The organism is Paenibacillus sp. 203, from assembly GCF_037027525.1.
In the GTDB taxonomy this organism is placed as follows: Bacteria; Bacillota; Bacilli; order Paenibacillales; family Paenibacillaceae; genus Paenibacillus; species Paenibacillus polymyxa_B.
In genome coordinates this window covers 542,802-567,336 of record NZ_JAXCHD010000003.1, presented here as the reverse complement: position 1 = coordinate 567,336, position 24,535 = coordinate 542,802, and the positions used below count along the sequence as shown (strand labels likewise).

Sequence of the window (24,535 nt, the reverse complement as noted above, 5' to 3'; positions counted from 1 at the left end):
GGAGTAGTTACCAATGAAAAGGCCAAATATTATACCTGGAACACATCCAATTGAGCAGGGGCAATATGTTCTTCCTACCATTGAGATAACCAGGTTGATGGATAAAATTATTCAGATTATTAAAGATGGTGGGCCGGGAATGATTGTTTATGGGCGCCCCCGTTTAGGGAAGACTAGAGCAACAATGTTCGCTGTTAACTATTTACCATCAGAATTGGAAACCCCGATTCCTGTACTTGTTGCAGACTGCAAAAGCTATAGAGTACCGAGTCCAGAAAAATTTTTTAGAGACATGTTGTCAGACTTCTCCTTTGGCTTTAATAGTAAAAAAGATGAAATTGTACTACGCAACCAAATTGTAAATTTGATGCATGAAAAAGCTGAACATTCAAACCTTCGCAGAATTGTTTTGATTATGGATGAAGCTCAAAAAATGACCGAATGGCAATATGATTGCTTAATTGATATCTCTAATCAACTAGTACGTAGGAATATTAGAATGACTACTATATCAATTGGACAAGAACAACTGGTTAATCGAAGATCTTTTTTTCTGGCTAATGAAAAAGCGCATATTGTAGGCCGTTTTATGGCATCGGAGTATCGTTTTAAGGGAGTTCAGGCTCCAACCGAGATGGAGTTTGTATTACAAAGCTATGATGAATCCGAGTTTCCAGAAGACAGTGGCTGGTTCTACACTAGATATTACTTTCCCCAGGCTTTTGATTCAGGGAGAAGACTGTCTGAGTTTTCGACTAGTTTGTTCAATCTCTTTTTAGAAATACGGCAAGAGTTTGGCCTCTCAGGTAAGTTTGAAATCCCCATGGAGTATATAGCATTTACCGTCGAAAATGCTTTGAAAATTAATGGCTCTAACGGTAAAGGGACCGAATGGCTCTCAATGCATCAGTGGCGAGAAGCAATTAACAGATCTGGCTATATCGAATCTGAAATTTATATGGCCTTAGCCAGAAAGAAGGCTAATTAAATGTTTATTGTATGGAGAAAAGAATGGATGAATGAATACGAGTCACCTTGGTCAATATTTGAAAAAGTAAGTTTAGCCAATCATATAAGCCGCACTGAAATTCTAAAAACGCTGGGTAATGCTGAAGTAAAAAAGATTAAAAAAATTCTTTTGACTGATTCTAGAAGAGAACTAATTAAATTAAGTGGATTTGATTTAAACATATTGAAACAATATTTGGGAGTGGATTTATCCGTTCTCAACAAATCTGTAATATCAACTCTTCTAAAGCCAGTAGAGTATTATCAAGAACCTATTTCTACTTGGTTTCCTCAATTACTAAATTGGTGTCCAGAATGTATTAAAGGAGGATATCATAGTTGGTTACATCAATTCTCGTTGTTTCATAGTTGCCCGATTCATCAAATTAAACTATTAAGTTTGTGTCCAAAGTGCTTAAATCCGATTCCTTTCCTAGTTAGCGATTTAGCACTAAGCGAGCCATTTACCTGTATGTGTGGATTTAAGCTAGCCGATATCGGTAGCACTCCTTGGTCACAATGGAAAATGAAGGTCGAGATAGCGGATGTTCCAGTTTCTAAATGGATAGCACAAGGGAAGAGAGATGATTCTAATCGGTTGCTTTTTTCACCGCTAGTTAGTTCAATCCAACATTTTACACTGGAATCTAAAATTCAATCTAAGTTTTTTAATGTGAAAGTTGCCTCAACTCAAGATTACTCATATAGAGATGAATTTAAAAATGATTTATATAAGCAAAATTGTAGATGTTTCAGAAATATAGATCATTATGTTAGAAAGAAATTCATCAAAAAACATCTAAAATGTATACTTATGCTTCAAGAACTTAGAAAAAATGAAAATGAAGAGTTTCCTCCCATTTGTCCATATGCTTATGCATATGTATTTTGGAAGCAAACTTTATTAGGGAGAGAGCATTTTTACAATAATCTAGTTATTTCTAGAAGAAGACCCGGTATAACTGTTGCAACTGAACTTATAGAGCACATCATAGATGACTACAAAAATAGGCTCTTTGCCCATACCAATCTGTCTAAATATGATAACAGAGAAATGTTTCACTGGGTAATAAATCGTGTGACATCTGAGCTATGTCTTAATTATTTTTACGAATGGCTTAAAATAGCGGTGGAAGGAGCCGAACAAATTAGTGTTCCGAATCAAGATAAATTAGATATTATGTTACAGAATAGTATTCCGAGAGCAATTCTTAAACACAACTCAGATGTGAGGCAGAAACAAAAGATTGAAATCATACTTCCAAATGTAGATAGAAGGATTAATTTAAATGAATTTAAATGCCCGCTAAGTACTAAAACTATGAAGAAATTGTTATTCAAGATGAATTCTTTTAAACCATTAAGTGTAGCCATGAGAATTTACGAGAATCCAAGTGATGAAAATAAAAGAATTGAATCTTACGTTAAGCAATATGTAATGAAGTTAAGAATATAAAAAAACAAACAGATTTAATTCGCCTTTATTAGGCGATTTTTTATTTTTGCTGTAATAATAATCTTGAGATATAATTAAGTGTAGCATGGGAAATGAGATAAGATTCTTGTCATTTATGAGATAAAGTTCTTGTCATCCGACAATGGACCGATGAAACCGTGTCGCTACGCGGTTCCTCTTGGACATCTTCACAAAATCCGTATTTTGACTAAATGTCTAGCGGCGCATTCACTCATAACGAGCATTGCGATTTTCAAGATTATTTGATAAATTATACATCTCTAATTTATTTCATGATAAATAAAACTTTATAAAAGCCCCACTTCATTGATTCAACATTTTCATCATTAATTATATAAGGTAAATCTAGATCAAATGCTTTTAGATACAATACGCTCATCTCCCTCTATTCTTCCCATGGACGTGGTTGTTGATGTCTACTCATTGAATTGCCTTTTTTCCATAGACTCATAGCATTCGCTTTCTCCCAATCAAGGGCTTCCTGCCTGTTACGCATTTTTGTAAAGGTTTTACAAAAAAAAGGTCACCCGCTGGGAGTCCTCTTAGATGATGCTTGCCGTCAACGTCGTTTTCAATCCAAATCCGCAGTAAAGGACCTCGAAATTTTTCAGTTTCTGAGGTCCTTTTTTACAAACTCTCAATATTCAAAATCTGACTTTAAAATTCACCGAACCCCTTGATCGGTGAAAAGCACTTTCAACTCCCTGTAACTTCATCCCACAATAAAAGTCGTCCTATCCTCCTAAAATAGCGATACACATCTAATCGGCAATCGGTAAAAGTTCTTGTCCTTGGATCGGGACACGAACTTTTACCGATAAAATAAAAAAGCCGCTAAAATAGCGACTTCAATGACACAATGTTCTTGTCCCTCGACAAGAAGCAATATCCCGAGGTCACGATGGAGCGCATGGAAAAAACCAATCCTTCTCCTAAATGGCCTTGGTAAGATGGTGGGTACGAGGAAATTATGTTCGTCGTAACTTCAGTTGGCTTGCACCGAAGACTCCAGCATCGAACGTGACGACTTCCATCTCCAGATCGCTTGTAAACTCTGATTGGTGCAGTCCAAGCTTTAGGATCGGTTCAACTGCGCTTTTTGCTCCTGCTTTAACGTTGGTGCCTGGAAGCTTACGGCAGCTTTCAACTCGATAATCACCGGCCATAGTCGACACACCGATCAGTGCGGTCATACTCAAGCAACTCCCTTGTTTGTCGATATGATCTGGAATGAATGAGTCGGCAATGACGCAAAGAGCATGATTTTTTGTACCGCTATTGAACATCCAGTCTAATATTGTTAATGCATTAGATAGAGAAAGGCTACCAGACTGCCCGACGGAAATGGGCATAACCTCATTTAGCCCTAATTCTTGTCTCAGTTTAGCACAGCCATTAACACCAGCTTCAAAGTCCGTCTGATGACAGTAACAGAGCAAGTCAATTCCTTCGGTCCAATTCCTATTCTTTTCAATTAGATCGGTTATCCGTCCCCATGGCATTTCTAATCCCACAGCGGCCTCAGCATGATGAAATGTCAAATACATAGCTCGTTCACCTTCTTGGAATACCGATGAATCGCACAACCGTAATAGCCTCCAAAGCCAACGGAAATCGTCATATACAAGTCCCCTTCTTTCAAGAAACCTGAACGGATAGCGTGATCGATATTATTTAGGATATCGGTGTTATGAATATGTCCGTCCTTGGAGAGGGTTAGATTGTAGAAGCGTTCCAGGGACACCCTCAGCACTTGAGCCAGCATACTCCATACGTGTAGCCCCAAATTGGTGCAAAAGATCACGGCGATCTGAGCAATGTGAATACCGGACTCGCTTAATGCTGCTCTTACTGCCTGTCTGACCCCTAAATAAAACGTTGAGTAATATAATTGAATACGATCTGGAGCCAGATCATATACGAGGCCGTCGACTCTCATAACCGAAGCAAGTGTCTGCTGTCCTTGACGCTGCCCCTTCATATATAAAGCAGCACTCGCGCCGTCACCGAACACCATGAACGGATCGCTCCGTTCATAAGAATTCATGGCTCTGTCGGCAGTGATGAACAAGATTCCTTCACCTTGCTGACGCGGGGCCATGAAGTAGTTCGACGCCAGGCACAAGGATAAGTGCATCGTGGAACAAGAATATTCCTCCAAAGGGATAAATGAGACTGCCTCAAGGGCGAATTCATCTGCTAGGCGATCAAAAAGATTCCGTTCACCGTTTTCATTATTCGTTACACTAGCAAACATGACCGCCGCGATCTGTACATTCATCTGCAGAGCCCGGCGCAGAATTGGCCTACACACGGTAGCAATCATCTGTTCCAATTCAAGTTCCTCTTCTATGGGCACCAGCTCAAAGCCTTTGTTCAAGTATTCCGAATCGCTCATTCGAAATTCTACGCCGTCGGCCTTCACCTGCTGAATCGCTTTCGTGACATGGATACGGGACTTCGGGAGATAGACGGAATAATCGACGATCGTCACGTGGTTCTCATACATTGTGATGAGCCCGCTTTCGGAAATGCATGATCTTGTACTGGCGTTCCCCGCTTTTCATTTCATCGTACAAGGAAGTGCCTGGCACACCCATTGTTTTCCAAATCGCAGTATCCATCTGATCTTCAGTACCAAAAGCGGCTATGCGATTCTTTAGAACTTGATCACTTGAAAGCAAAACTTCCCCCGTGATATCGCGTGATATAAGCAGCTCGAAGCCCAGTTCAAGCAAATATCGTTCACCATCGTCAAACTTCCAGGTTGGCAAATCGTCCGCATAAACGAAAGTCCCGCCCGGTTTCAGCACCCGGAAGACCTCGTCATAAAAAGACTTAATCGATGGATATAGATCAGACGCTTCCATGTTGAGGACAAAATCACAGCATGACGAACCGATAGGAAGCCTCTCGGCATCCCCAACACAAAAATAGGCATTTGGGAAACGGTTGGTCAATTGGCAAAATGCAATATTGGCTTCGGTCAGATCTAAGCCAACAACGCTTCTCACACCGTAACTTCGACAGAGCTCTCGCACGCCTCCCCCCCTGCCACAGGCTACCTCCAAAATGTTCTTATCCTCGAGATATAAACCATCCAAGCACTCCTGCAGAAGCCGGATGGAGTTTTGATTGACACTTGCTGGGGCCTGATTGAACTCGGAGGCGAACCCCCAATTGATAAATGTCGAGAAACGGGAAAAGCCACTCTCGTCCAAGGACCGATTATAGTTAGTGAACATCTTCATGATATCCTTTTTGAGGACTGCAGTTTCCCCGCTTTCCTGCCCTTGCAGATCAGCCAGCATAAACGGAACACCACCATCACCGAAGAAGTAACTGACCGCGCACTCCCCGCACACCAACATCTGATCGGATGTGTTTAGCTTTGACTTGCAAATAGGACATACTAAGGCAATGCCGGTTGCCGGCCAACGAAGCATATGCATGTCATTCCTCCCTCCCTCAATTAAGTTGTCAGCCTTTAGCCGCTTGCACTGTTATAATTACGTATTGCCCGACTCCAAACGAAGCGAACGATTACAAGGAGCACAATTGGTACGATAGCGCCCCATACCACCAAAGCAGGTGTCAGCTGATTCATCACCATCATAGGCGCAAAATTCGTAATGACGAGAAAAGGCAATAAATACACGCCGATTCGTTGGATGAAACGTGAATAGATCGGCATTGGCATATTATTGGCGTCCCAAATGGAATAGAAAATTCCCGCCAGCCCTCCCGTATTAACAAGCCAGAAGGATAACAAGGCTGGGATGAACATGAGACAGTAAGTAATGATCAACGCTGTCCCCAAGTAAAACAAAAATGAGAATAAACTCCATGCCGTTACCGGGATATTTAATGCATTCCAACTGATCACAACCATCGTTCCACCCGCGATGAAATTCGGAATTGGCATCCCAAGATCGATGTATCGAAGCGAAACCAAAAACTGTAGTGAAATTGGCTTAACCATGAGTAGATCCAACGTCCCGCTGCGTATATACTCGGATACCCTGACGAAATTAGGGAAAAAGAGCCCGGAATAAAGACCGGTCATAATCGTGTATGTGCCGACAAACATCAAGATACCATCAGGCGTGATCGATCCGATATGCAAGTCCGTCTCATAGACTACTACGACGTAAAGCAGCTTGGCAAACAAGTATGCGATTTCCACAGCAATCCCGAGTATGAAGTTCGTCCTGTATTCCATTTGAGCAATAAAACAGTTCTTAATGAACAAAAAGTAAATCATTAGGTAGTTGCGAAGCGTTCCCAGCCATCCTCTCACCAGTCAGCCCCCCAATCCGAGATACTTCTTCATTCCGGCGCGCCATACGATCCGTGAAAAGGCAAGCAGCGCGATCATCCAGAAGAACTGCATCCCGATTCCTTGTACTGCCTCGTCCATTGACAATCTGCCATTAATAACATTCGCAGGAAAATGGATCGTATACTTGAATGGCAAGTAGTCTAAAATCTTATTTATGGTCTTACCAAACACCTCAATCGGAAAAACACCACCACTTAAAATGATGACAAATAAGCCGGTCATTTCAAAAAAATAGGAGATTTCAGACAATATAAATGCAACAGCCGCGAGCGTATAAGAGATAAGAAAGTTTAACAACAAAGACATGACCATTGACACCATAAAGAGTAGAATATGTGCCAAGGGAATCCGTATACCATAAGTTCCGGTCAAGTAAACGAGTGTAAACAGCAAGATACATAGCATGGCTGAAAAAAAGAAAATCTTTTGCCCCAGCATAGTAAATAGCTTCAGAGCGAAAAAACTGACCGGTTGAACCAAATATTTATTCAACCCACCATCCTTGATCTCGGTGGCCACGTTTTGACCTATATCCGTTGTCACAATTTTCGTCACGATGGCTGCCGTTATCGTGTATAAAATCATTTGGCCATAGGTATATCCGAAAAATTCCGACGATTCCGATCTTCCATAGACCGCTGACCAAATATAATATTGGATCAGAATCGGAAAGAATGCACTGATCAAGGAAAAGAGAAAGTCAAATCGATATTCGAGTGAAGACTGAACGCCTAACTGGAACACGCGTCCGTATTTGGGAAAGGCACTCATCCGGATACCCGATCATCCCGCTGATACAAGGATACAACGACTTCCTCGATAGGAATATCTTCGATCGTAATATCTTCAATCGGGTAGTGTTCAAGCAAATCCCTGGAAGCCATGCTAATGCGCTCCTTACTTATCTCCAGCGTGGCATGAAATCCGTCCGATTGACGCACCTTCCCGTACAACTGCAGCTGTCCAGTCGCTACGTGTTGCTTAAATTTTAACTGTATGATTTTCGTGTCGTTCAAAACATCGTCGATTCGCTTCAGATCCCCGTCGAAGACGAGCCTGCCATCATTAATAATGATCGTCCGCTTGCACAGATCCTCGATGTCCTTCATGTAATGACTTGTCAAAATAATTGTTGTCCTATGCTGTTCATTGTAATACTTCAAAAACTCCCGCACCTTTTTCTGTGTAACAATATCGAGCCCGATCGTCGGCTCATCCAGGAAAAGCAGTTTCGGTTTATGAATAAGCGCCGCAAGGAGCTCCATCTTCATACGCTCACCTAGCGATAAACGCCTTACCTGAACATTCATAATGTGCTTGACGTCCAACAGTTCGATGAGTTCGTTCAGTGTTTGTTTGTAATGCCGATCGTCAACCTGATAGATATATTTGTTTAGCAAAATGGATTCCGCCGCAGGCAAGTCAACCCATAGTTGGCTCTTCTGCCCCATTACAATAGCGAACTGCTTCTTGAATTCCTTATTTCGCTCATAAGGCTTGAAGCCCAGTACAGTAAGTTCGCCGCTAGTTGGATGTAAGATGCCAGAGAGCATCTTTAGCGTCGTCGTTTTGCCTGCCCCATTAGGCCCAAGGAAAGCAACCATTTCCCCCTCTTCGATCGAAAAGGAGATATTTTTCACCGCTTTCTTCGTCAAACTTTTCCGATAAAAGAGGTTTTTAATGGAATGAAGCATTCCGACCTCTTTGGTGTAATAGGTGAAGTTTTTAGCTAACTGCACCACATGGATCGCTGTCAATTGCGCTCCTCCTTAACAATTAAATCGAACTAGAAGGTGGACGATAACGTTTACCGGCCATAATGATAAAGTAACCCGCATCGGGAACAGACCGGCATCAGTCCGCAAGCTAATACCTCTCGGTGTTTGGAAAAATTTTCCCCCTTCCAAACCTCCTTCACATCCACATCACTAATGTTGCCGACCGCCATCTCAGGAAAGAACTTGCACGGAGTGACGTTTCCGCTCGGCAATACGTCCATTCGGGTGGAGATCGCCAAGCATTCCTTCCGCTTCATCCCGGTTCTCTGCACACCAGTGACAAAATCCTCTATCTCGTCTTGCTCCAATGCGGGCATAAATCGAACCCGGCTTCCCCATGTTTGCTCGGAGATGCGGAGAACCTCCTCCTTGAGTGCCCCCACCTTCTCGCCGGAGATATGATAAGTGAATGAATTCCAACTGCAGTTACCCTGACGGATTGGATCCAACCAGTCAAACTCTTTAATGAAGAAATTGTCCATCTCCTGAGCAGACTCAGGTGCGATATACCACGGATATACAAAGTAGACCGAATCCACGCCCATCTCCTCGAAAAACTTCATAAAATCAAACATTTTGGGAATCATGAGATCATTCATCGTCAAGCTGACGGATACTCTGCCCCTGAAAATGCCCTGCCGTTGCAACTCCAGCAGACGCTCTATGGCACTAACCACCTTTTTGTAGGTCCCTCTGCCCCTAATCGCGTCGTTCTCAGCCTCGAATCCCTCCAGACTGGCTAGTACAACAAGTCCCTCACCGATCTTAAGCAGTGAATCTAACTTTTCCTCCAGAAGAATCGCGTTTGTACAAATCGTCGTCGTCCGCTGATCGCGTTCCAGCAGATTCGCAATCTGATCGAACTTGCTATGGTACAGCGGTTCTCCGCCCCAAAGATAGACTTTCGACTTCTTCTCATGGGTAAAGGCAAGGAGCTTATCGACCAACGCGACATCGATTTCTTTACCTTGCTCCTCCTTGGACATGTCCCAGTGAAAGCCGTCCGAGTTCCACTCGTAGCAATGCTTGCAACGCAAGTTGCACCCGTTGTTCAGCTTGATCCCGATATCTTCCGGGATCTCCATCGCATAGCGACTATCGGTCGCTCGAAGCCGACTGACCCGGGACATATTCATAATTGTACGCTTCAGATCGTTAAACACACGCTCATCAAACTTCCGACTCGTTTTGGGTTGCATAATTTACACCTCCATAAGTTTTGCAATACTCGTGGGCATGTAGTAGGTTACAATGAGCACGTTCCAATATCTCGATGTTGAACCCCTGCATCTTCCAATCCGTAAAGGACACGCCAAACCCTTGCTTAATCCAATATTCAGCATTGGCGGTTTCGTGTCTTCCAAAGGGATCAAGAAAAACCATAGGCGTCGCAGCGGCGAACGATTCCATCAAGGAATAGCCCCCCGGCTTACTGACAATGGCTGTGCAACGGCGAATTCGTTCAAATAACAGGGGAGTAGTTCCGCTGTCTAAGTAAATGGGAGTCTCTCCATGTTGTATCTGAGCAAATGGAGGAAAACCGAATTCCCCCCGTCTATTCCTCAGCCACGGACTCCACGATGGGTCGTTCCGATAATAGCAAATGCGTGGATCAGGCTGGATATCCTCGTCAAAATAAGCCAGAACATCCAGCTCCATACCGCCTTCAAGCAGGTCTCTAACAGCCTGCGGGTAGGTCCCAATCCCCCAGCCGCCACCATGGACCACCATTCTCTCTTCTCGCTGGCGAAACGGGATCGGTGCTTCGTCCGTCATCGGAAGTTGTAATTCAAAACGCTTCTTGGTCGGTTCGTAAAACCAAATGTGGTTGTACCGCTCGCTTCGAGATCCATAGACCAAATAAGATGGCGAAAGCGTAGCATCGAGATGAAGCATGTCGACCTCGAGCCGAGTTCCAACAAACCGTTCATATTGTTCCAAAATCGGGATCCAGAACCCAGTCAACGCAATGAACGACGTCCGGCGCTCACGGGACCAATCTTCCAGCAGCAGCTGTACCTTGGTGGGATCCAGGCAATCTGAAATATCGCGAGCCAACTCCACACTCTTCCGAGCGATAGCGAAATTATCATGAAAGGCTTTACGATAAGCCGGCACTTTGTTCTTTAAGCCGTCGACATACACATTTTCGAGCACACAGACTTCGTTTGAAATGCCGGAACGCTCCAGGTAAATGCCTAGCTGTACGGCGGGCATGTACACACCTAGTGAGTTACCGGATCCAAGTATAGTGACACAAGGCTTCAAATGACTATCCATACCACTTGCCTCCCTGGACTTCAAAACGTTCCTTTAGCTTGTCGATTAAACTTTTCTGCTCCTGCACATCTCGCGCGATTACAAACAGATAAAGCCTACCCTTGATGAAACTGCCTTCGCTTAATGTCTGTGGGTAATCTGATTCCCCATAGCCAGCAAACATGCACGCCGGGGAAAGCGGAATGATGCCCTCGCCGGTATGATTAGGGTATAAAACGCCGTCATCATCCAGCTGTCGCAGCCACTGCCCGTAATCAAACCGATGGCGACTGCCTACCGTTCGGAACGTAAATGTCCCGTGCTTCCCATTTTCCAGCCGTTCGCCCAGTCGATGACTGACCAGTCCCATCGATTGACGGGCGTTGATTTCTACAATCGGCACGATTGTGCCGTCCTTTAGTATCATGGAGTCAACACAAACATGGCCGAAGTACCTGTCCTTGTATAGTGAGGAAGCAAGCTTCTCAATGACATCGAAATAACCGTTCCGTATTAGCGAATGACTGTTCTCCTCCTGCATCGCTTGTGACCCCACATAAGCAAACTGTCGATTGATGATTTGCTGCAAGCCGACGATCTGGTACGACCCGCTCTCATCAATTGAAAATTGGCAGGAAAAATCATATTCCACGTCAAGGAACGGCTCGACAAGAAACGCCGTTGAGGAACCGGCTTGCTCTTGTTTGCGCAAATAGCTTACTACACGTTCCAAAGATGATAGGTTTTTAAACAGCATATTGCCTTTTCCAGCTACGCCAAAGGGGTCTTTTAACAGGACCCCTTTCGACAACCCCATAAGCTCTCGCCCTACTGCAGCCAATTCATCCGCGCTGAACACTGGCTGGCTATAGGAGCTGCCCAGAAGTCTCTTAGCAAGATCGGCGGAATACAACTTAGAATTTACTCGTTTAACGTCTTGAAGGGTGGGCAGCTTGTTCGAATAGTTGTACCTGTCGAGAAGCTCGTGAACGTAAGGTACGACTGAAAAAGGAGTCATTTCACTAAACTGCTTCAGCCGCTCGTCGGTCTCTGGAACTTCGTACAGAGCGCGAAATAGATTTGGTTCATGGCTTGGGACATTCGCACTAAGCTGTTTAAAATGTAAGCCGATGTGCGCCAAATAATCCATGTGCGCCTCATCCATCTCAAAGCGGGTCAACAGTGTGTCCTCCGGGCCGCATAAGGAAGCCAGCAATTCATCCATAGCCATTACCACCCGCGACCGTGAAGGATCAGGAATAAAAGGCAACCTGCTACTCCCTTCTTCACGCCAATAGGTTTCCGAATCAAAGGTGCTGGCAACCAACATACTACCCGACCTCTTGATTCATGCCTTTTAGGAATGCCATGAAGGCACCGATTGAGCGCAGACAAGCCAAGTCCAGGTCCTCGTAAACGATCTCCACCCCAAAAGCATCTTCAACTCCGAGAATAAACGTTATCATCTGTAGGGAATCTAACTCGACGTCGTTAATCAGGTCGCTCTCCATTGTGAGAGTTTCACGAAGCGAGTCATCCTCAAGCACAGTTGCAATGATATTTTTTAATGTTTCAAACATAAACGTCATCCTTTCAACTTGTAGTTTCGATTTTTTATTTAATTCTAAAAAAATAAATAAAAGGTATAATAGCAATATATTACTTATCACTGTTAAAGGGAGGGTTTGAAGCCTTGAATCACCACTGTCTGTTTGTCTCCGCCCATCTGGACGATGCTATTATTTCTTGCGGCGATTATATCGATTTGCTTGTTCGTGCTGGCTATCATGTGACCATAGCAACTGTTTTCACTGGTACTGGCACAGATCTATCCCTACTTGCTCGCATCCTGCACAAAAAGTTCGGACTAAGCTCCGACGTGATGAAGGTACGCCGAGAAGAGGACATTAGTGCATGTGATCTTCTCGATGTGGACACGATTCATCTGAACATGCAGGAATGTATCTATCGTAAAGATCGCAGCGGTGCCCCCTCATATGAAAAGCTGGACGATCTGTTCCGTAGTGACTACGAGACCGAGCTGGACGTGATTTCTGAGGCAACAAAAGTGCTTTTGACACGACTCTGTCTTACAGACTACGATCATATTTATATTCCGCTTGCAATCGGAAGACATGTGGATCACGGTATCGTGCGGGTTGCGGCCGAACAGGCTGTACGAAGTATTAGTGATCTGGAAGTCTCTGCCCGTTTGATTTACTACGAAGATCTACCGTATTTAAACTATGGTCAAGATATAAAATGGGAAATTGACCTAGCTCGGAATCTACATCCAGTCTACATTTCACTTCCCAAGTGCAGTTTGAAACAGAAGACTGCGGCCATCCTGGAATACCGCTCCCAGATCCGTCTATTATGGCACTCCCGATGGGAGATGCTTAGACAAGTGATTCAACATGCGCATTCGTGCCGTCCGCCAGAGCATCAGCCTGATCCAAACTCATATTGCTTCAGACTGCATGTTGTGAGTGTGCATGATCAAGTACCGCTTGCTATAAGCGTTCCTGGTAACTTTTAATAAGATCAGCCAAGTCGCCAAGGGTTAGATGACTGCCTGCCATGTTACCTACCAGTTCGTCCGGGAGCTCTAGACCGAATTCGGTTTCGAGCTCCACGACGAATGTAATCATCTGCATAGAATTCATTTGGATCCATATCTCTTCAAGTAACGCATTAGCGTTTATACGTTGTTTATCGTAGTCCGGAATCTTTTGATGAATAAGGTTTTGGATGCGTTCCAAACAGGGTTGTTTTCTCAACGTTAGACCTCCTCCTCTACGCCCATTGGAGTTATGTTTGACACAAGGCTCAAGTTGTAGATCATAAGTTCGATAGCCTCGCGCTCACAGGCTTGAATACGCCTAATTAACACTTCCACTTTTTTGAGGTTATCTTCGTTTTTCGTCAGTGAATATTTGATAATCAAATTTCGCGCTAATAGAGCATCGTCGGCAATCGTCTGATAGCGAACCTTGAGCTGATTACTTTCCCCTAGAACACCAGTTTGATTCATGAAGTCAATTCGTTCCAACATCAAGATCTTGTGATCATAGATCATTTGAAACGGGCGATTATCTTCCTCAATTTGTCCACTGCGTATGCGGGTTATATCCAAAATCAGCTCGTCATAAACACGAATTCCCCATACACATGGATTTGTTATATAACCCAACTCTCTGTATTTGTCGGCGGGATTTTCTCCATTTAAATAGTCCTTAAGGTGCTCAATAACATAGTTTAGATTAAAGTCATAAGCTGCTCGCTCGTTGAATTGTAACAGAGAGAGACCACCCTTCCCCGCATACAACCAATCTCCATCATCATCGATTCCCTCGTAGGCATGTCTCATTTGCTCAAATGTGATTTCGTTAAATGAGTATTTCCCCCCCATGAATGTAAAATCGGCGATATGAAATATATCCCTCTCCTCGTCATAACCAAAAATAAATGAGTCATGTGAGAAGAAAGATTCAATATCCAAAAACTGCGCTTGATCAAGAAGCAAATAAATATAATTATTCATGTCTATACAATCCATCAGAAAAGTACATATATCCTTGTTGAAATTTCGAACCAACTGACGACTTAAATGTTGGCGAAGCAGCCAAGGACAAAATTCAAAGGTAGGAGTACGGTAGAAGTCCACATAGGAACTTCCCTCATTTAAGGTGAGCTGGAGAGGAATGAAATGTGTCATTATCCACGGCTTTGCTTGCGGGTAATTGGCTAGGACGGCAAACGTATTTGCCTGCCACTGCCACGAGGTGATTGCCGGATACTGCATCGGTAATATCTTGGATCGCAATTAGACACCCCCTTGGGAGAGAATTTGATTTAGTGTCAATTAGCTAAGAACTACAGACTGACAGTACAGATAGAGTCAAACTTCCTGGACCACCGCAACGCTGTAGTCCTTATTCGTTTTCAGGAGTGATTGCTTCGTTAATTAGTTTGGGGCACCAAGTTCAGATCCGGGTGCCCAAAACCGGACTGTAACCATTTCGTCGAATCAAGCCATTGCTAAAGTCTAAACCGTCTCATTTTCCCAGATGCTTACCAGATCATTGATTTGAAGCGACACGACCTTTAGTTCTCCGCCAAGGGTATAGAGTTCTAGTCCTCTACTTTCCAAGTCCGGGAAAATCATGTCTGAAACGATTGTTTTTCCTTTATTGCCGAAGACCTCGACACTAGACCAATCAACGTAAATGCTCAAGGTTATCCGTTCATGCTCTGGCTTCATGGGGGCTTGGTGCTTTGCAGCAAAATCAGAATGGAAATCAATTGCGTTTGACTTCGTCCCATCGACAAACAGCTCCTCATTCAAGACATCATATCCGATGGTTGTCTCCTGAGTAGAAGAGGAACGCACCTTGAACCCGAATTCCACGGCAGTACCGATTTCAAATTTCGCAATAATTCGGCCTTTGCAGTAGAAATATCAGATAAGACGTTGCTACCTGGCTTAATCGTTAAGTCTTGCAGAGACATAATCGGTCTTCTGAGTTGACTTAACTCTCTTATAGGTACTTGGATTAAGCGAATTCCTTCCGGATATGTCTTAAGCTGAATCTCTCGGGGGATTGACATGTGGCCACGCCATTCCTTTGAAGGAAGGGTAGAGGCATAACGCCAGTTGTTCATCCAGCCGACCCAGATCTTTCGTCCGTCTTCTTTCGGAATACCATCCCATGTCACGGCCGCGTAAAAGTCAGACCCGTAATCTATCCATTTGATCGTATCGAATGATTCCAACGTTTCATCCCTTGTAAATACCTTACCGTCAAAGTTGCCTATAAAATACATCATGCCAGAACCGCCTGCTGGTGGTTCTGAATCGTTTGGATTCACACCATTTCTATCCCCGACACTTAGCAACAGAACCCACTTAGTGATATTGGGATCCTCATCCACTTGGATTTTAAATACCTCAGGACATTCAAATATCTCTCGATGGATACCCGGAATATCGGAACCGAAATCGCTTGCAAAAGACCATTCCTTCAGATTCGAAGACGTGTAAAAGTCGACGCGGTCTCTTACGGCAAGAACCATAACCCACATTGACGATTCTTCATACCAAAACACCTTCGGATCACGAAAGTCTAGCGTTTTCGTTGGGAACAAAACAGGGTTACCTTCATATTTTATCCAAGTTCGACCTTTATCCCTGCTGTAAGCGATGCTCTGCACCTGTGGTTTGCCGGGCTGAGCCACGTTGCCCTCATTCGTATAAATTGCAACTAATCCTGATCCTTCTTCGCTGAAGAAACCGCTTGTGTTGTTCTTATCAACCATTGCACTTCCCGAAAAGATCGCTCCGTCTTCCCCCGGCGGGATGGCTGGTGGAAGTTCCTCCCAATGCACCAAATCCTCACTTACTGCATGCCCCCAATGCATGCTGCCGAAGTCAGGCTGTGTATCATGTGGGGTATGTTGGTAGAACAGATGGTACTCACCTTTAAGTGCATTTTGTTAATGTTGCTCACGCTCCTTTGGGTTTAAATAAGATCCATATTAGAATTGATTCAACTCGTTCGGGACATATTACGTCCACCTTTCTATAGAAGCAACCAAGAAAAACTACAAGAGCACTCAAAACAACATGCCCATATTTAACAAAATAAACCACATGTGTACAAATGTCAAACTTTTTTTTACATTCTCATTATTTTTTAAATTAAAGTAAACTTTTTAGTTTACATATGCACATTTTGATAGTGTTTCATCTGAAAACGGTCGTTTTTATTTGAGTTCTCCTTATCGCATTTAATTATTCAGTAAATAAAATGTAAACCATTGAATACCCAAATGATGTTATGATTTTCAATAAACTATCCAATTTATCAAATAAAATTTAGACATTTGGATTTCTTGACTAATTCTCTGAATAATTTTTCGTTTTTGAAATGAATAAATAGGAAAAGCAGTTCCTTTTAGCTTTCTAAAGCTTTATTATCTCTTTGACATTCTCCTGGAGAACACAGGTTGTATCTCTAGATCGCTTACCACCACGTGCGAGGTCTACTAAACAATATGATCCATCATGGTGGACACTTCGCTGATTTTGGAGTTCATCGCGTCTACGGTAAGGTGATATCGTCGAAGAGGTGGCTCACTACAGTCTTAATACAAAAGGCACCAAAAACCAAATTACGGTTTCAAGTGCCTTTTGGCTTTATGCGTTTGTGCTTTGTAATGCTTTTATAGCCAGTCCCAACCCTCCGCAATGATTTAGAGGTCATTTTTTTCATTGTTAAAACTCATGATTTTTTTATCTATCAAATCCATCCATATGTATTTAGTCAAGTTACATTTACTATATATAGAATTAACATATCTTTATTGGTGATGAACTGTGACCCCATTTGTGGATCCTTTTGAAAAGGGTCCCTATTCATCAATCATCAGGAGTCATCTTTTTTAATGTCCATTGGAACCGTTCGGTATTGTAATAGGTGATGTATTCGTTGACACGAACTCGCAGCTCTTGTAGGGATAAGCAATCCTTGAACTCTAATTCATCCTTCATATGCCCGAAGAACGTCTCCATCGAAGCATTATTCCAACAGTTTCCTTTTCGTGACATCGATTGTTTAAACCCAGCTTTAGCGATAATGGAACGAACTTCAGGATGTGTGTAATGGAATCCCTGATCAGAGTGAAAGATAGCCTTCGGATGTACTTCCAAACGATTAAACAGCCGCTTCAGTGTTCGTTGAACAAGAGACAATTCAAATGAAGAGGACAGGTAGTGAGCTAAAATTTCTTTTGTTGCACCATCCTTTACACAGGACAAATAAGCCCGTTGGCCATTTCCATAATGCATATAAGTAATGTCGGTGAGCAATACCATTTCAGGCTCTCCCTGGTCAAACCGACGCTTCAGGAGGTTTGGGCAGGTGCGGTGCTCTTGCGTCGCTTTAGCCATTTTACGGTAGGGATTCGCTTGACGAATCACAGCAACGAGTCTGAATTTCCGCATCAAACGGCGAATTTTCTTATGATTCATAACGATTCCATGAAGCCGTTCTAACCTCATTTTGATGACGAGCGCGCCAGCCATCCCTCTAAGTGCATCAAAGTGCGCCTTCAGAGTAAAAAGTCTCGTTCATCGGCAGCCTCTCGAAGCTGGCGGTGTTCTTCCGCCGCACACCAGCGATAATACCCGCTTGTACTTACCTCAGCAAACTTACAAAGATAGCAAATCACGCGTTTCAGTCCATGTTTACGAACAACCTGATTGGAAGCTGGCGGTGTTCTTCCGCCGCACACCAGCGATAATACCCGCTTGTACTTACCTCAGCAAACTTACAAAGATAGCAAATCACGCGTTTCAGTCCATGTTTACGAACAACCTGATTGATGAGCTGAAAGCGCTCGGAAGACGCTAGTAATTCATTGTGTCTTTGTGCCTTTCGAGCGCTTCTAGCTTTTTTTAAGAGTTCATTCTCGGCTTCCAAAAGCTTGATACGAGCCTCGGCAAGACGGAGCTTTTCCTCAGCCGATAGCTCACGACTAACCGGTCTTTCTGAGCTTCCCTTCCCCTACGCTCTTCCAGCAGCCCAGCTTCACCTGAAGAAGCATATGTTTTCCGCCAACGCTCCAGACATCTTTTTGGCGTCTCCTGTCCGATCAGTTCCAAGTAAAATCCTGTCTGTACGAAGATTTCCATGGGTGTATGCCCCGCTTGATTGGCCCGTACAGCCGCAATCTTAAAGGCAGGGGAATACGTGATATTCTCTGATACGCGAAGAACGGATGGATTCGACTCCAGTACCTTGATCTCTTTCTCCGTAAAAACCCGTCCGATTTTCTTCATAATCTACATCCCCACAAACTTTTATAATCTGATTAAAACGCAAAAGACCCGTAAGAGGGTACTTTTTTCAAAGTGTCCATCTTACGGGTCACAGTTCATGACTTAGGAGTGGACTTTTTTTATTTTTCAATAATTCTAGCTGTTTAGCTTCGCCTGCACGTACATAGCGGTCAAAAACTCATGCTGCCTGGTCAAGTGCTGAAGCTCACTGTAGGACTCTTCCCACTCGCGATGCGCTTTAACATCCCCACGGTAATACATCTCGGCAATATGCCAAGCATCTGCTGCATCGGTTTTCACTTTTCGAAGTTGTGTGCCTTTGGATCGTTTCGCTTGCAAAGGATTGATGATGTAGTGAATCCATCCGCTACGTTTCAGATATCCTGCCAAACCTCGATGGTAATGTTCGGTTGCCTCGAAGACAACGACAGGCTCCACACCACTTGCCTCTTTCAGTTTGCTAGGCACTTCCCCTAGCCGCTCGAAACCTTCTTCACCATGCTGGAGGGTCTCCATCCTTCCATATGGTTCGTTACGCTTTTTGAAGGCCTGAATAACACTACATCCTTTCGCCACATCAATTCCAACAACGGGTTGCATAAAAACCTCCCTAATTCGATTTACCGGCATTCCCACCTGGTTTCCAAACCCGCAGCTTAGCTTGTGATACGAGGTCATAGCCCTCAACCAGCTCAAACATGGTCGTTGGATGGATTTTGTACAGGTTCTTTGTCCCTAAGCCGCCCTCGTTCTCCGGGCTACCACCATTGTAAAACACCCATTAAAATAGGCAAACCAGAAAATTTCTTTCTGGCTGTCCTAATAATACGAAAAGCCGATATAATAGTGACTTTAAACGGTGCAATGTTCTTGTCCCTCGACACGTTGGCAGAGATTATTCATCACTATTGTAAAATAACTGGAAACATATGCATAAAAGTTGTATATTTAATTCATATTTTTGAAATTAATTCTAAATTTTAAAGGGGGGGATTGATCGTGGTAAAGTGTTCATCCTAGCGCCAGGTAAGTAAGGATAAAATATCGCGCATCAGAAAAAGCAACAAATGGGGAGTAAAGATTATGAATGCAGAAAATTATTACGAATTTTGGTCCACTTTTCTTTATGAATAGGCTGGATGAAGGGCTTATGCTATGGGACGGTGCTCGTCCCGATCCTTCTTCTGATAAATGTCCGTTTGATTTGGAGAAAGGCGATAAATAATTATAGCAGCGCAAGCGGCTAAAACGATGAGGAGATGTAGATATGAAAACGACTTGGCCTTTGTCTGGTATTACCCTGGTATGCACTGAATGCAAGAGTGATCTTTATGAGGCGGACAACTGTTTGATCTGCGAGACCTGCGGCCTCGAATACGCCTGGGAAGAGGGCCTCGCAAGTATGTTAATTGACCGTCCTGTAGCGGAGAAGCTTGCCGAAGGCGCGGCGCAAAAGAAAGCGATCATCGGCATGTTTGACTCTATTAACCGGTCGCTTGAGGAGAAAAGACTGTCCAGATTTTCCACCTTTATTAACTGGGGTTATGCATCCGATAACGAACTACCGGGCGGCCCTCAAGGTATTAACCACAGCAGTATCCAGCTGCTTCGCGAAATTATTGGCGGCCTGGATGTTTCAGGCAAGGATATCCTGGAAATCGGTTGTGGACGGGGAGGCAACGTGAGCGAGCTATGCAAAAACTATGGAACCGGCAGCGTGGTCGGCATTGATCTGACACCGTCCAATATTCAATTTTGCCAAAGGAATAACCGATATGAGCAGGCTTACTATTGTATTGGCGACGCGGAGCAGCTGCCTGTTAAAACGGAAAGCTGCGACATTGTGCTGAACATCGAGTCCTCGCATTTGTACCCTCATATTGAGCTGTTCTTTACGGAGACCTACCGTGTATTAAAGCCAGGTGGGACATTTTTGTATGCGGATATTATGAGCGCTTCCGACGTGCCGCGCTATGAAGAGCAGTGGCAAAGACTAGGCTTTCACACCTCGTTGATCCGGGATATTACAGGCAATGTATTACAATCGGGAGACGATGCTCTGGATACCCGCCTGCATGCGCTTGAAGGCTCCTTAGAAGGGGAAGATCGAGTATGGGAATGGCTGGAGGCACCCGGCACGCAAAATCATACCGATATGGTCGCAGGTAGAAGAGTATTCAAAATTGTCCATTTGGTGAAGATGCCTCCGGCACCGAAGGAGAGCCTAGCCATGGTTGAAGGAGGAGCAGCGGTGAGTAATGCTTGACCATTAACAGACGTTAACTGGGCGTGTCCGCAGTGCAAGCAAACGCTTGTGAAGAGGGAGTTCTCATTCGACTGTACGTCATGCGGCGAAAGCTACCTCATGACCGCTGGCTCGATTCCATGTCTGCTTGTGGAAAGTGACGCGTTAGAAACGATGGAGCATAAGGTGCAGAAGGAGGCGGTTAAAGAGCTGGCAAGCGACAACACAAGGAAGACTCGATTTATTTTCAAGATTACAGTTCCAGACTCGTTCGCCCTGTTTTATTTATAGACCGGATAAGAAACTGCCTTAAGAAGAGCTAACTTGCAAAATGAAATTACAATTGTCGCTAATCCCAACGGCAGCTGACATGGCAAATTCGGTAGCGTTATCCGACAGTGGAATTCCTTTATTTATGTTGATACTTAGCATTGTATTAATATCATAGCCCTCATTTTTGTATAATCCGACGGTCGATCCGCAGCCGGCTACAATTTTTAAACAGCGGTTCTCCAATATCGGAGAACCGCTGTTTTGTCTAGACAATATTTACGGGGCTTACTTCTCCGTAGATAGGGCGCATGTCTTTTATTGCACGGTGTGCTTTTGGCCAAAACCTCTTCAGCGCTTGATAGACTTCCTTTTTGTCCTTGATAACATATGCATGAACTGCTCCTACTTCAGATGATGGTGGGCGGACATCAACGTGCAGCTGTTGTACTGGTTCACCTCGCCAGCCAATCCCGAGAAACCCCAGATCTTTGTTCATGTATAGTTCTCTAATCGGCCCCATTGCTTTGGAAACAGGTAACCACTTATTTATCGCCCACAGACGATTTACTCGCATGCCAATAATAAATACGATAGACTCCCCATCGATCTCGGCCTTATATCTTCCCTTCTGAATTCCTCACTTCACTTCTCCTTTTCACCCAACATGGTTCTCTGTTCAATAAACTTGATGTTGCTGGCAATGTGATAGACTTCGTTCTTCGTCAGGCCTTCTTTGTTGAGGTGACCCGCAGGATCGAAAGCCTGTACGTTGGTCCACATGAAATCCAATGTCTGTAATTTTCAACATCTCTTCCTCTGGGATTAAACGAAATATAAAATTCTTTTTCGGAGGAGATTGATTTTTGTCTTCAGCGAAGATGCAACAATCTGAATCATGGATTACTAGATTTCACATTAAAAGTAGCGAATTTCCTTGTGTTTTTCATTACAAAAATTGACATTTCATATGAAAATAAGTAATATAATTAGAAACATTTATACAGTAATAGGGCCTTTCTCATCCCCCTCTTTTTAAATTCCTGATCCTACCTAATTTAAGGAGTGAAATGCTATGTGCGCACGAACGCTAAAAGCGAATACAAGGAATGTAATCGGTAACTATTGCAAATGGATCACAGTTGGTATGATTTTAACTTTCACGGGATGCCCGCTTGCATCCGCCGCTCCTTCACCCTCATCCTCTAGTAAAACTAGTGAACCCGCCTCTTCCCTAGTTACATTTCAATTGCAAGAAGCTACGATTGCTCAAATGCAGGAAGCGATGAAGTCAGGGGCACTGTCAAGTGTCGAGCTCACTGCTCTGTACCTTAACCGGGTATATGCCTATGATTCTAGTGGCATTCGACTGAATTCCATCCCTATTCTGAACCCCGACGTACTAAAAGAAGCTGCTCAAGCTGATCAACTAAGGGCACAAGGTATTAAGACTGGTCCTCTGCAAGGCATCCCCTACACGGTTAAAGACAGCTACAAGGTTAAGGGACTCACTGTCGCTTCTGGATCTCCGGCTTTCAAAAACCTGATGGCAAAGGACGATGCCTTTACAGTAGAAAAGATACGAAAATCCGGTGGGGTGCTCATTGGTAAAACCAATATGCCGCCAATGGCGGCAGGGGGAATGCAAAGAGGCGTTTATGGCCGCGCTGAAAGTCCGTACAACCCAGATTATTTGGCTGCAGCCTGGTACTCTGGCTCCTCTCACGGATCTGGCGTATCAACAGCCGCCAACCTCGCTGCCTTCGGTATGGGGGAAGAAACGGTATCCTCTGGAAGATCACCAGCATCTAACAATGGTTTAATTGCCTACACCCCATCGCGGGGCCTAATCTCCATTCGGGGGAATTGGCCGCTCTTCCCTATACGTGATGTCGTTGTCCCACATACGAGGACTGTCGAGGACATGCTCCGCTTGCTTGACGTGATCGTTGTAGAAGATAAGATCACCAAGGGCGATTTCTGGCGAGAGCAGAAAGCCGTTCGGCTCCCTTCTGTCAACAGTGTCCGCCCCAAATCCTATTTAGAGCTGCGAGACATTCAAGCTTTGAAAGGCAAACGCATTGGCGTTCCGAAAATTTATATCGGTAAGGACCATGAAACCACAACTCCGATCAAATTCAGACCTTCGATACAGGCATTATGGGAAAAAGCTGTAAAGGATTTAACTGCTCTTGGAGCTGAGGTTGTGGAAGTTGACTTCCCCTTGCAGGCGAATAGCGAGAAGGACCGGCCAACAGCGAAAACACCTGAAGAGCGTGGTTTGATGCCGGCAAAGTGGGCTGAAAAGGAATTCGGGTTGCTTAATCCTTATGCAGCTGAGGAATTCCTTAAAAGTGTGGGCGATCCAAATTTCCCGTCATGGGCAAATATCGACCCTGCAACCGTCTTCCCGAATCCGCCCGGTTCGGTAGATGCCAAACGTGGCAGAGACCTTGGCCACTATGACGTATTCATTGAAACCATAAAGAAAGGCGTCACCCCTTACGAACAAATTCCTCAGTTTCAGGAAGGTCTGAGGGGGCTTGAAAATGTACGAAAGATTGATTTTGAAGATTGGATGAAGCAAAACAACCTTGATTTTATTGCATTCCCGGCAAATTCGAATATCGGCAAAGCTGACTCCGATGTGAATGAAACGTCCTACGAGGAGGCTTGGGAGAATGGCAACTATTTCTCTAATACGAATTTCATTCTACGCGAGTACGGGATCCCAAGTGTGTCTGTGAGTATGGGCGCTATGAAGGATACCGGTATGCCCGTTAATCTGACGATGGCAGGTGCCGCATACAGCGATAATGACCTGCTTCGTTACGCTTATTCCTATGAGCAGGCGACCAAAAACCGTCCTATTGCAGCACGTACGCCAGCGCTTGAGGATGAAACCTTTTCCTATAACCCGCAAACCACTCTCCCACCCTTTAAACGCAAGGAAACAGGAACCCCTGTACTTAAGTTGAATGCTTCGATCACGGATGATGTTCTCGCTTTGGAAGGTTCAGTCACAGATCAAAGTGATATCGCGCAGCTTAAAGTTTATGTCAATGGCATTCGTGTCGTTATTACAGAAGATAAAGCCAATTGGTCAGCAACGCTTCCAACTACTAAATACAAACAGGATGGTGCCTCCCAAGCTGATACGCTGCATATTCTCGTGCTGGCCAAGGATATTTACGGAAATACCTCTGCTCAAGTCAAGTCTGTCACTTTACCCCAACGATAAAGGACATCATAGTACTGACTATAATTGTGGGTTCCCTGACCGTAAGGTTATGATTAGAAAAGCTATCGCTAC

Annotated in this window: 28 protein-coding genes; 7 read left to right on the top strand and 21 right to left on the bottom strand. The window is 44.1% G+C overall.

Translation table 11 applies throughout. The annotated features are described in order from the left end of the window. The first annotated feature begins 13 nt into the window (after positions 1 to 13). Both WA407_RS09010 and WA407_RS09005 read left to right on the top strand, forming a co-directional pair. Positions 14 to 988 carry an ATP-binding protein gene (locus tag WA407_RS09010; RefSeq protein WP_336077170.1) on the top strand — a complete coding sequence of 325 codons (975 nt, stop codon included), beginning with the start codon at positions 14 to 16 and terminating at the stop codon, positions 986 to 988. Further along, positions 989 to 2,464, top strand: a complete 1,476-nt coding sequence (locus WA407_RS09005; protein WP_336077169.1) for a TniQ family protein — start codon at positions 989 to 991, stop codon at positions 2,462 to 2,464. Between the two features lie 989 nt (positions 2,465 to 3,453). Here WA407_RS09005 and WA407_RS09000 read toward each other — a convergent pair. The 10 genes from WA407_RS09000 to WA407_RS08955 are packed head-to-tail and all read right to left on the bottom strand — an operon-like array spanning position 3,454 to position 12,444. After that, positions 3,454 to 4,071 (bottom strand): hypothetical protein, encoded by a 618-nt coding sequence (locus WA407_RS09000; protein WP_235309790.1) that lies wholly within the window; start codon positions 4,069 to 4,071, stop codon positions 3,454 to 3,456. After that, positions 4,023 to 4,979, bottom strand: coding sequence for a 3-oxoacyl-[acyl-carrier-protein] synthase III C-terminal domain-containing protein (locus WA407_RS08995; protein ID WP_336077168.1), 957 nt, complete (start codon positions 4,977 to 4,979; stop codon positions 4,023 to 4,025). The genes WA407_RS09000 and WA407_RS08995 overlap by 49 nt, the downstream gene beginning before the upstream one ends. A 7-nt stretch (positions 4,980 to 4,986) precedes the next feature. Next, the gene (locus WA407_RS08990; protein ID WP_336077167.1) at positions 4,987 to 5,937 is read right to left on the bottom strand and encodes a methyltransferase domain-containing protein; all 951 of its coding nucleotides are present in this window, start codon (positions 5,935 to 5,937) and stop codon (positions 4,987 to 4,989) included. Between the two features lie 35 nt (positions 5,938 to 5,972). Next, the gene (locus WA407_RS08985) at positions 5,973 to 6,785 is read right to left on the bottom strand and encodes an ABC transporter permease (RefSeq protein WP_235309787.1); all 813 of its coding nucleotides are present in this window, start codon (positions 6,783 to 6,785) and stop codon (positions 5,973 to 5,975) included. Between the two features lie 3 nt (positions 6,786 to 6,788). After that, positions 6,789 to 7,598, bottom strand: coding sequence for an ABC transporter permease (locus tag WA407_RS08980; protein WP_165176800.1), 810 nt, complete (start codon positions 7,596 to 7,598; stop codon positions 6,789 to 6,791). Beyond that, positions 7,595 to 8,584: an ABC transporter ATP-binding protein gene (locus WA407_RS08975; RefSeq protein WP_235309786.1), complete on the bottom strand. Its 990-nt coding sequence runs from the start codon at positions 8,582 to 8,584 to the stop codon at positions 7,595 to 7,597. Before WA407_RS08975 ends, WA407_RS08980 begins: the two co-directional genes overlap by 4 nt. 50 nt (positions 8,585 to 8,634) lie before the next feature. After that, the gene (locus WA407_RS08970) at positions 8,635 to 9,804 is read right to left on the bottom strand and encodes a radical SAM protein (RefSeq protein WP_235309785.1); all 1,170 of its coding nucleotides are present in this window, start codon (positions 9,802 to 9,804) and stop codon (positions 8,635 to 8,637) included. After that, the gene (locus WA407_RS08965; protein ID WP_336077166.1) at positions 9,776 to 10,885 is read right to left on the bottom strand and encodes a hypothetical protein; all 1,110 of its coding nucleotides are present in this window, start codon (positions 10,883 to 10,885) and stop codon (positions 9,776 to 9,778) included. Before WA407_RS08965 ends, WA407_RS08970 begins: the two co-directional genes overlap by 29 nt. Beyond that, positions 10,878 to 12,194: a hypothetical protein gene (locus tag WA407_RS08960; protein ID WP_336077165.1), complete on the bottom strand. Its 1,317-nt coding sequence runs from the start codon at positions 12,192 to 12,194 to the stop codon at positions 10,878 to 10,880. Before WA407_RS08960 ends, WA407_RS08965 begins: the two co-directional genes overlap by 8 nt. A gap of 1 nt (position 12,195) precedes the next feature. After that, complete coding sequence (locus WA407_RS08955) at positions 12,196 to 12,444, bottom strand: acyl carrier protein (protein ID WP_061828348.1); 249 nt, start codon at positions 12,442 to 12,444, stop codon at positions 12,196 to 12,198. Between the two features lie 113 nt (positions 12,445 to 12,557). Here WA407_RS08955 and WA407_RS08950 point away from each other — a divergent pair, with 113 nt between their 5' ends. Next, complete coding sequence (locus tag WA407_RS08950; RefSeq protein WP_235309782.1) at positions 12,558 to 13,403, top strand: PIG-L deacetylase family protein; 846 nt, start codon at positions 12,558 to 12,560, stop codon at positions 13,401 to 13,403. Here the strand turns inward: WA407_RS08950 and WA407_RS08945 are convergent. The 9 genes from WA407_RS08945 to WA407_RS08905 all read right to left on the bottom strand — a co-directional run bounded on the left by WA407_RS08945 (position 13,378) and on the right by WA407_RS08905 (position 19,485). After that, the gene (locus WA407_RS08945) at positions 13,378 to 13,644 is read right to left on the bottom strand and encodes an acyl carrier protein (protein WP_238807812.1); all 267 of its coding nucleotides are present in this window, start codon (positions 13,642 to 13,644) and stop codon (positions 13,378 to 13,380) included. The genes WA407_RS08950 and WA407_RS08945 overlap by 26 nt on opposite strands. A 2-nt stretch (positions 13,645 to 13,646) precedes the next feature. Then, the gene (locus tag WA407_RS08940) at positions 13,647 to 14,690 is read right to left on the bottom strand and encodes a hypothetical protein (RefSeq protein ID WP_336077164.1); all 1,044 of its coding nucleotides are present in this window, start codon (positions 14,688 to 14,690) and stop codon (positions 13,647 to 13,649) included. A 222-nt stretch (positions 14,691 to 14,912) separates the two neighbouring features. Continuing rightward, positions 14,913 to 15,257 (bottom strand): GH32 C-terminal domain-containing protein, encoded by a 345-nt coding sequence (locus tag WA407_RS08935; RefSeq protein ID WP_336077163.1) that lies wholly within the window; start codon positions 15,255 to 15,257, stop codon positions 14,913 to 14,915. Continuing rightward, positions 15,209 to 16,333 (bottom strand): glycoside hydrolase family 32 protein, encoded by a 1,125-nt coding sequence (locus WA407_RS08930; RefSeq protein WP_336077219.1) that lies wholly within the window; start codon positions 16,331 to 16,333, stop codon positions 15,209 to 15,211. The genes WA407_RS08935 and WA407_RS08930 overlap by 49 nt, the downstream gene beginning before the upstream one ends. Positions 16,334 to 17,285: 952 nt before the next feature. Continuing rightward, a complete protein-coding gene (locus WA407_RS08925) occupies positions 17,286 to 17,927 on the bottom strand; it encodes an IS3 family transposase (RefSeq protein WP_336077218.1) in 642 nt (213 codons plus the stop codon). A 50-nt stretch (positions 17,928 to 17,977) separates the two neighbouring features. After that, positions 17,978 to 18,160 carry a hypothetical protein gene (locus WA407_RS08920; protein ID WP_336077162.1) on the bottom strand — a complete coding sequence of 61 codons (183 nt, stop codon included), beginning with the start codon at positions 18,158 to 18,160 and terminating at the stop codon, positions 17,978 to 17,980. A 163-nt stretch (positions 18,161 to 18,323) separates the two neighbouring features. Next, a complete protein-coding gene (locus tag WA407_RS08915) occupies positions 18,324 to 18,707 on the bottom strand; it encodes a hypothetical protein (RefSeq protein ID WP_336077161.1) in 384 nt (127 codons plus the stop codon). A 135-nt stretch (positions 18,708 to 18,842) separates the two neighbouring features. Beyond that, positions 18,843 to 19,307, bottom strand: coding sequence for an IS110 family transposase (locus WA407_RS08910; RefSeq protein WP_165176814.1), 465 nt, complete (start codon positions 19,305 to 19,307; stop codon positions 18,843 to 18,845). A 10-nt stretch (positions 19,308 to 19,317) separates the two neighbouring features. Continuing rightward, positions 19,318 to 19,485 carry a hypothetical protein gene (locus tag WA407_RS08905; RefSeq protein ID WP_238807816.1) on the bottom strand — a complete coding sequence of 56 codons (168 nt, stop codon included), beginning with the start codon at positions 19,483 to 19,485 and terminating at the stop codon, positions 19,318 to 19,320. 309 nt (positions 19,486 to 19,794) lie between these two features. Between WA407_RS08905 and WA407_RS08900 the strand changes: the two genes are divergently transcribed. The 3 genes from WA407_RS08900 (at position 19,795) to WA407_RS08890 (ending at position 21,243) form a co-directional block, all read left to right on the top strand. Further along, on the top strand, positions 19,795 to 19,932 hold the full coding sequence (locus tag WA407_RS08900) for a hypothetical protein (RefSeq protein WP_336077160.1): 138 nt from the start codon (positions 19,795 to 19,797) through the stop codon (positions 19,930 to 19,932). 42 nt (positions 19,933 to 19,974) lie between these two features. After that, positions 19,975 to 20,973, top strand: coding sequence for a methyltransferase domain-containing protein (locus WA407_RS08895; protein ID WP_336077159.1), 999 nt, complete (start codon positions 19,975 to 19,977; stop codon positions 20,971 to 20,973). Positions 20,974 to 21,072: 99 nt separating this feature from the next. Next, the gene (locus WA407_RS08890; RefSeq protein WP_196765419.1) at positions 21,073 to 21,243 is read left to right on the top strand and encodes a hypothetical protein; all 171 of its coding nucleotides are present in this window, start codon (positions 21,073 to 21,075) and stop codon (positions 21,241 to 21,243) included. Between the two features lie 247 nt (positions 21,244 to 21,490). Here the strand turns inward: WA407_RS08890 and WA407_RS08885 are convergent, their stop codons facing one another. Together WA407_RS08885 and WA407_RS08880 are read right to left on the bottom strand one after the other, a co-directional pair. Then, positions 21,491 to 21,805 carry a monooxygenase family protein gene (locus tag WA407_RS08885; RefSeq protein WP_336077217.1) on the bottom strand — a complete coding sequence of 105 codons (315 nt, stop codon included), beginning with the start codon at positions 21,803 to 21,805 and terminating at the stop codon, positions 21,491 to 21,493. Between the two features lie 62 nt (positions 21,806 to 21,867). Beyond that, positions 21,868 to 22,005, bottom strand: a complete 138-nt coding sequence (locus WA407_RS08880; protein ID WP_155765218.1) for a hypothetical protein — start codon at positions 22,003 to 22,005, stop codon at positions 21,868 to 21,870. Positions 22,006 to 22,297: 292 nt separating this feature from the next. On the opposite strand from WA407_RS08880, the gene WA407_RS08875 reads away from it, so the two are divergent. Continuing rightward, positions 22,298 to 24,463 carry an amidase gene (locus WA407_RS08875; protein WP_336077158.1) on the top strand — a complete coding sequence of 722 codons (2,166 nt, stop codon included), beginning with the start codon at positions 22,298 to 22,300 and terminating at the stop codon, positions 24,461 to 24,463. The last annotated feature ends 72 nt before the right edge of the window (positions 24,464 to 24,535 follow it).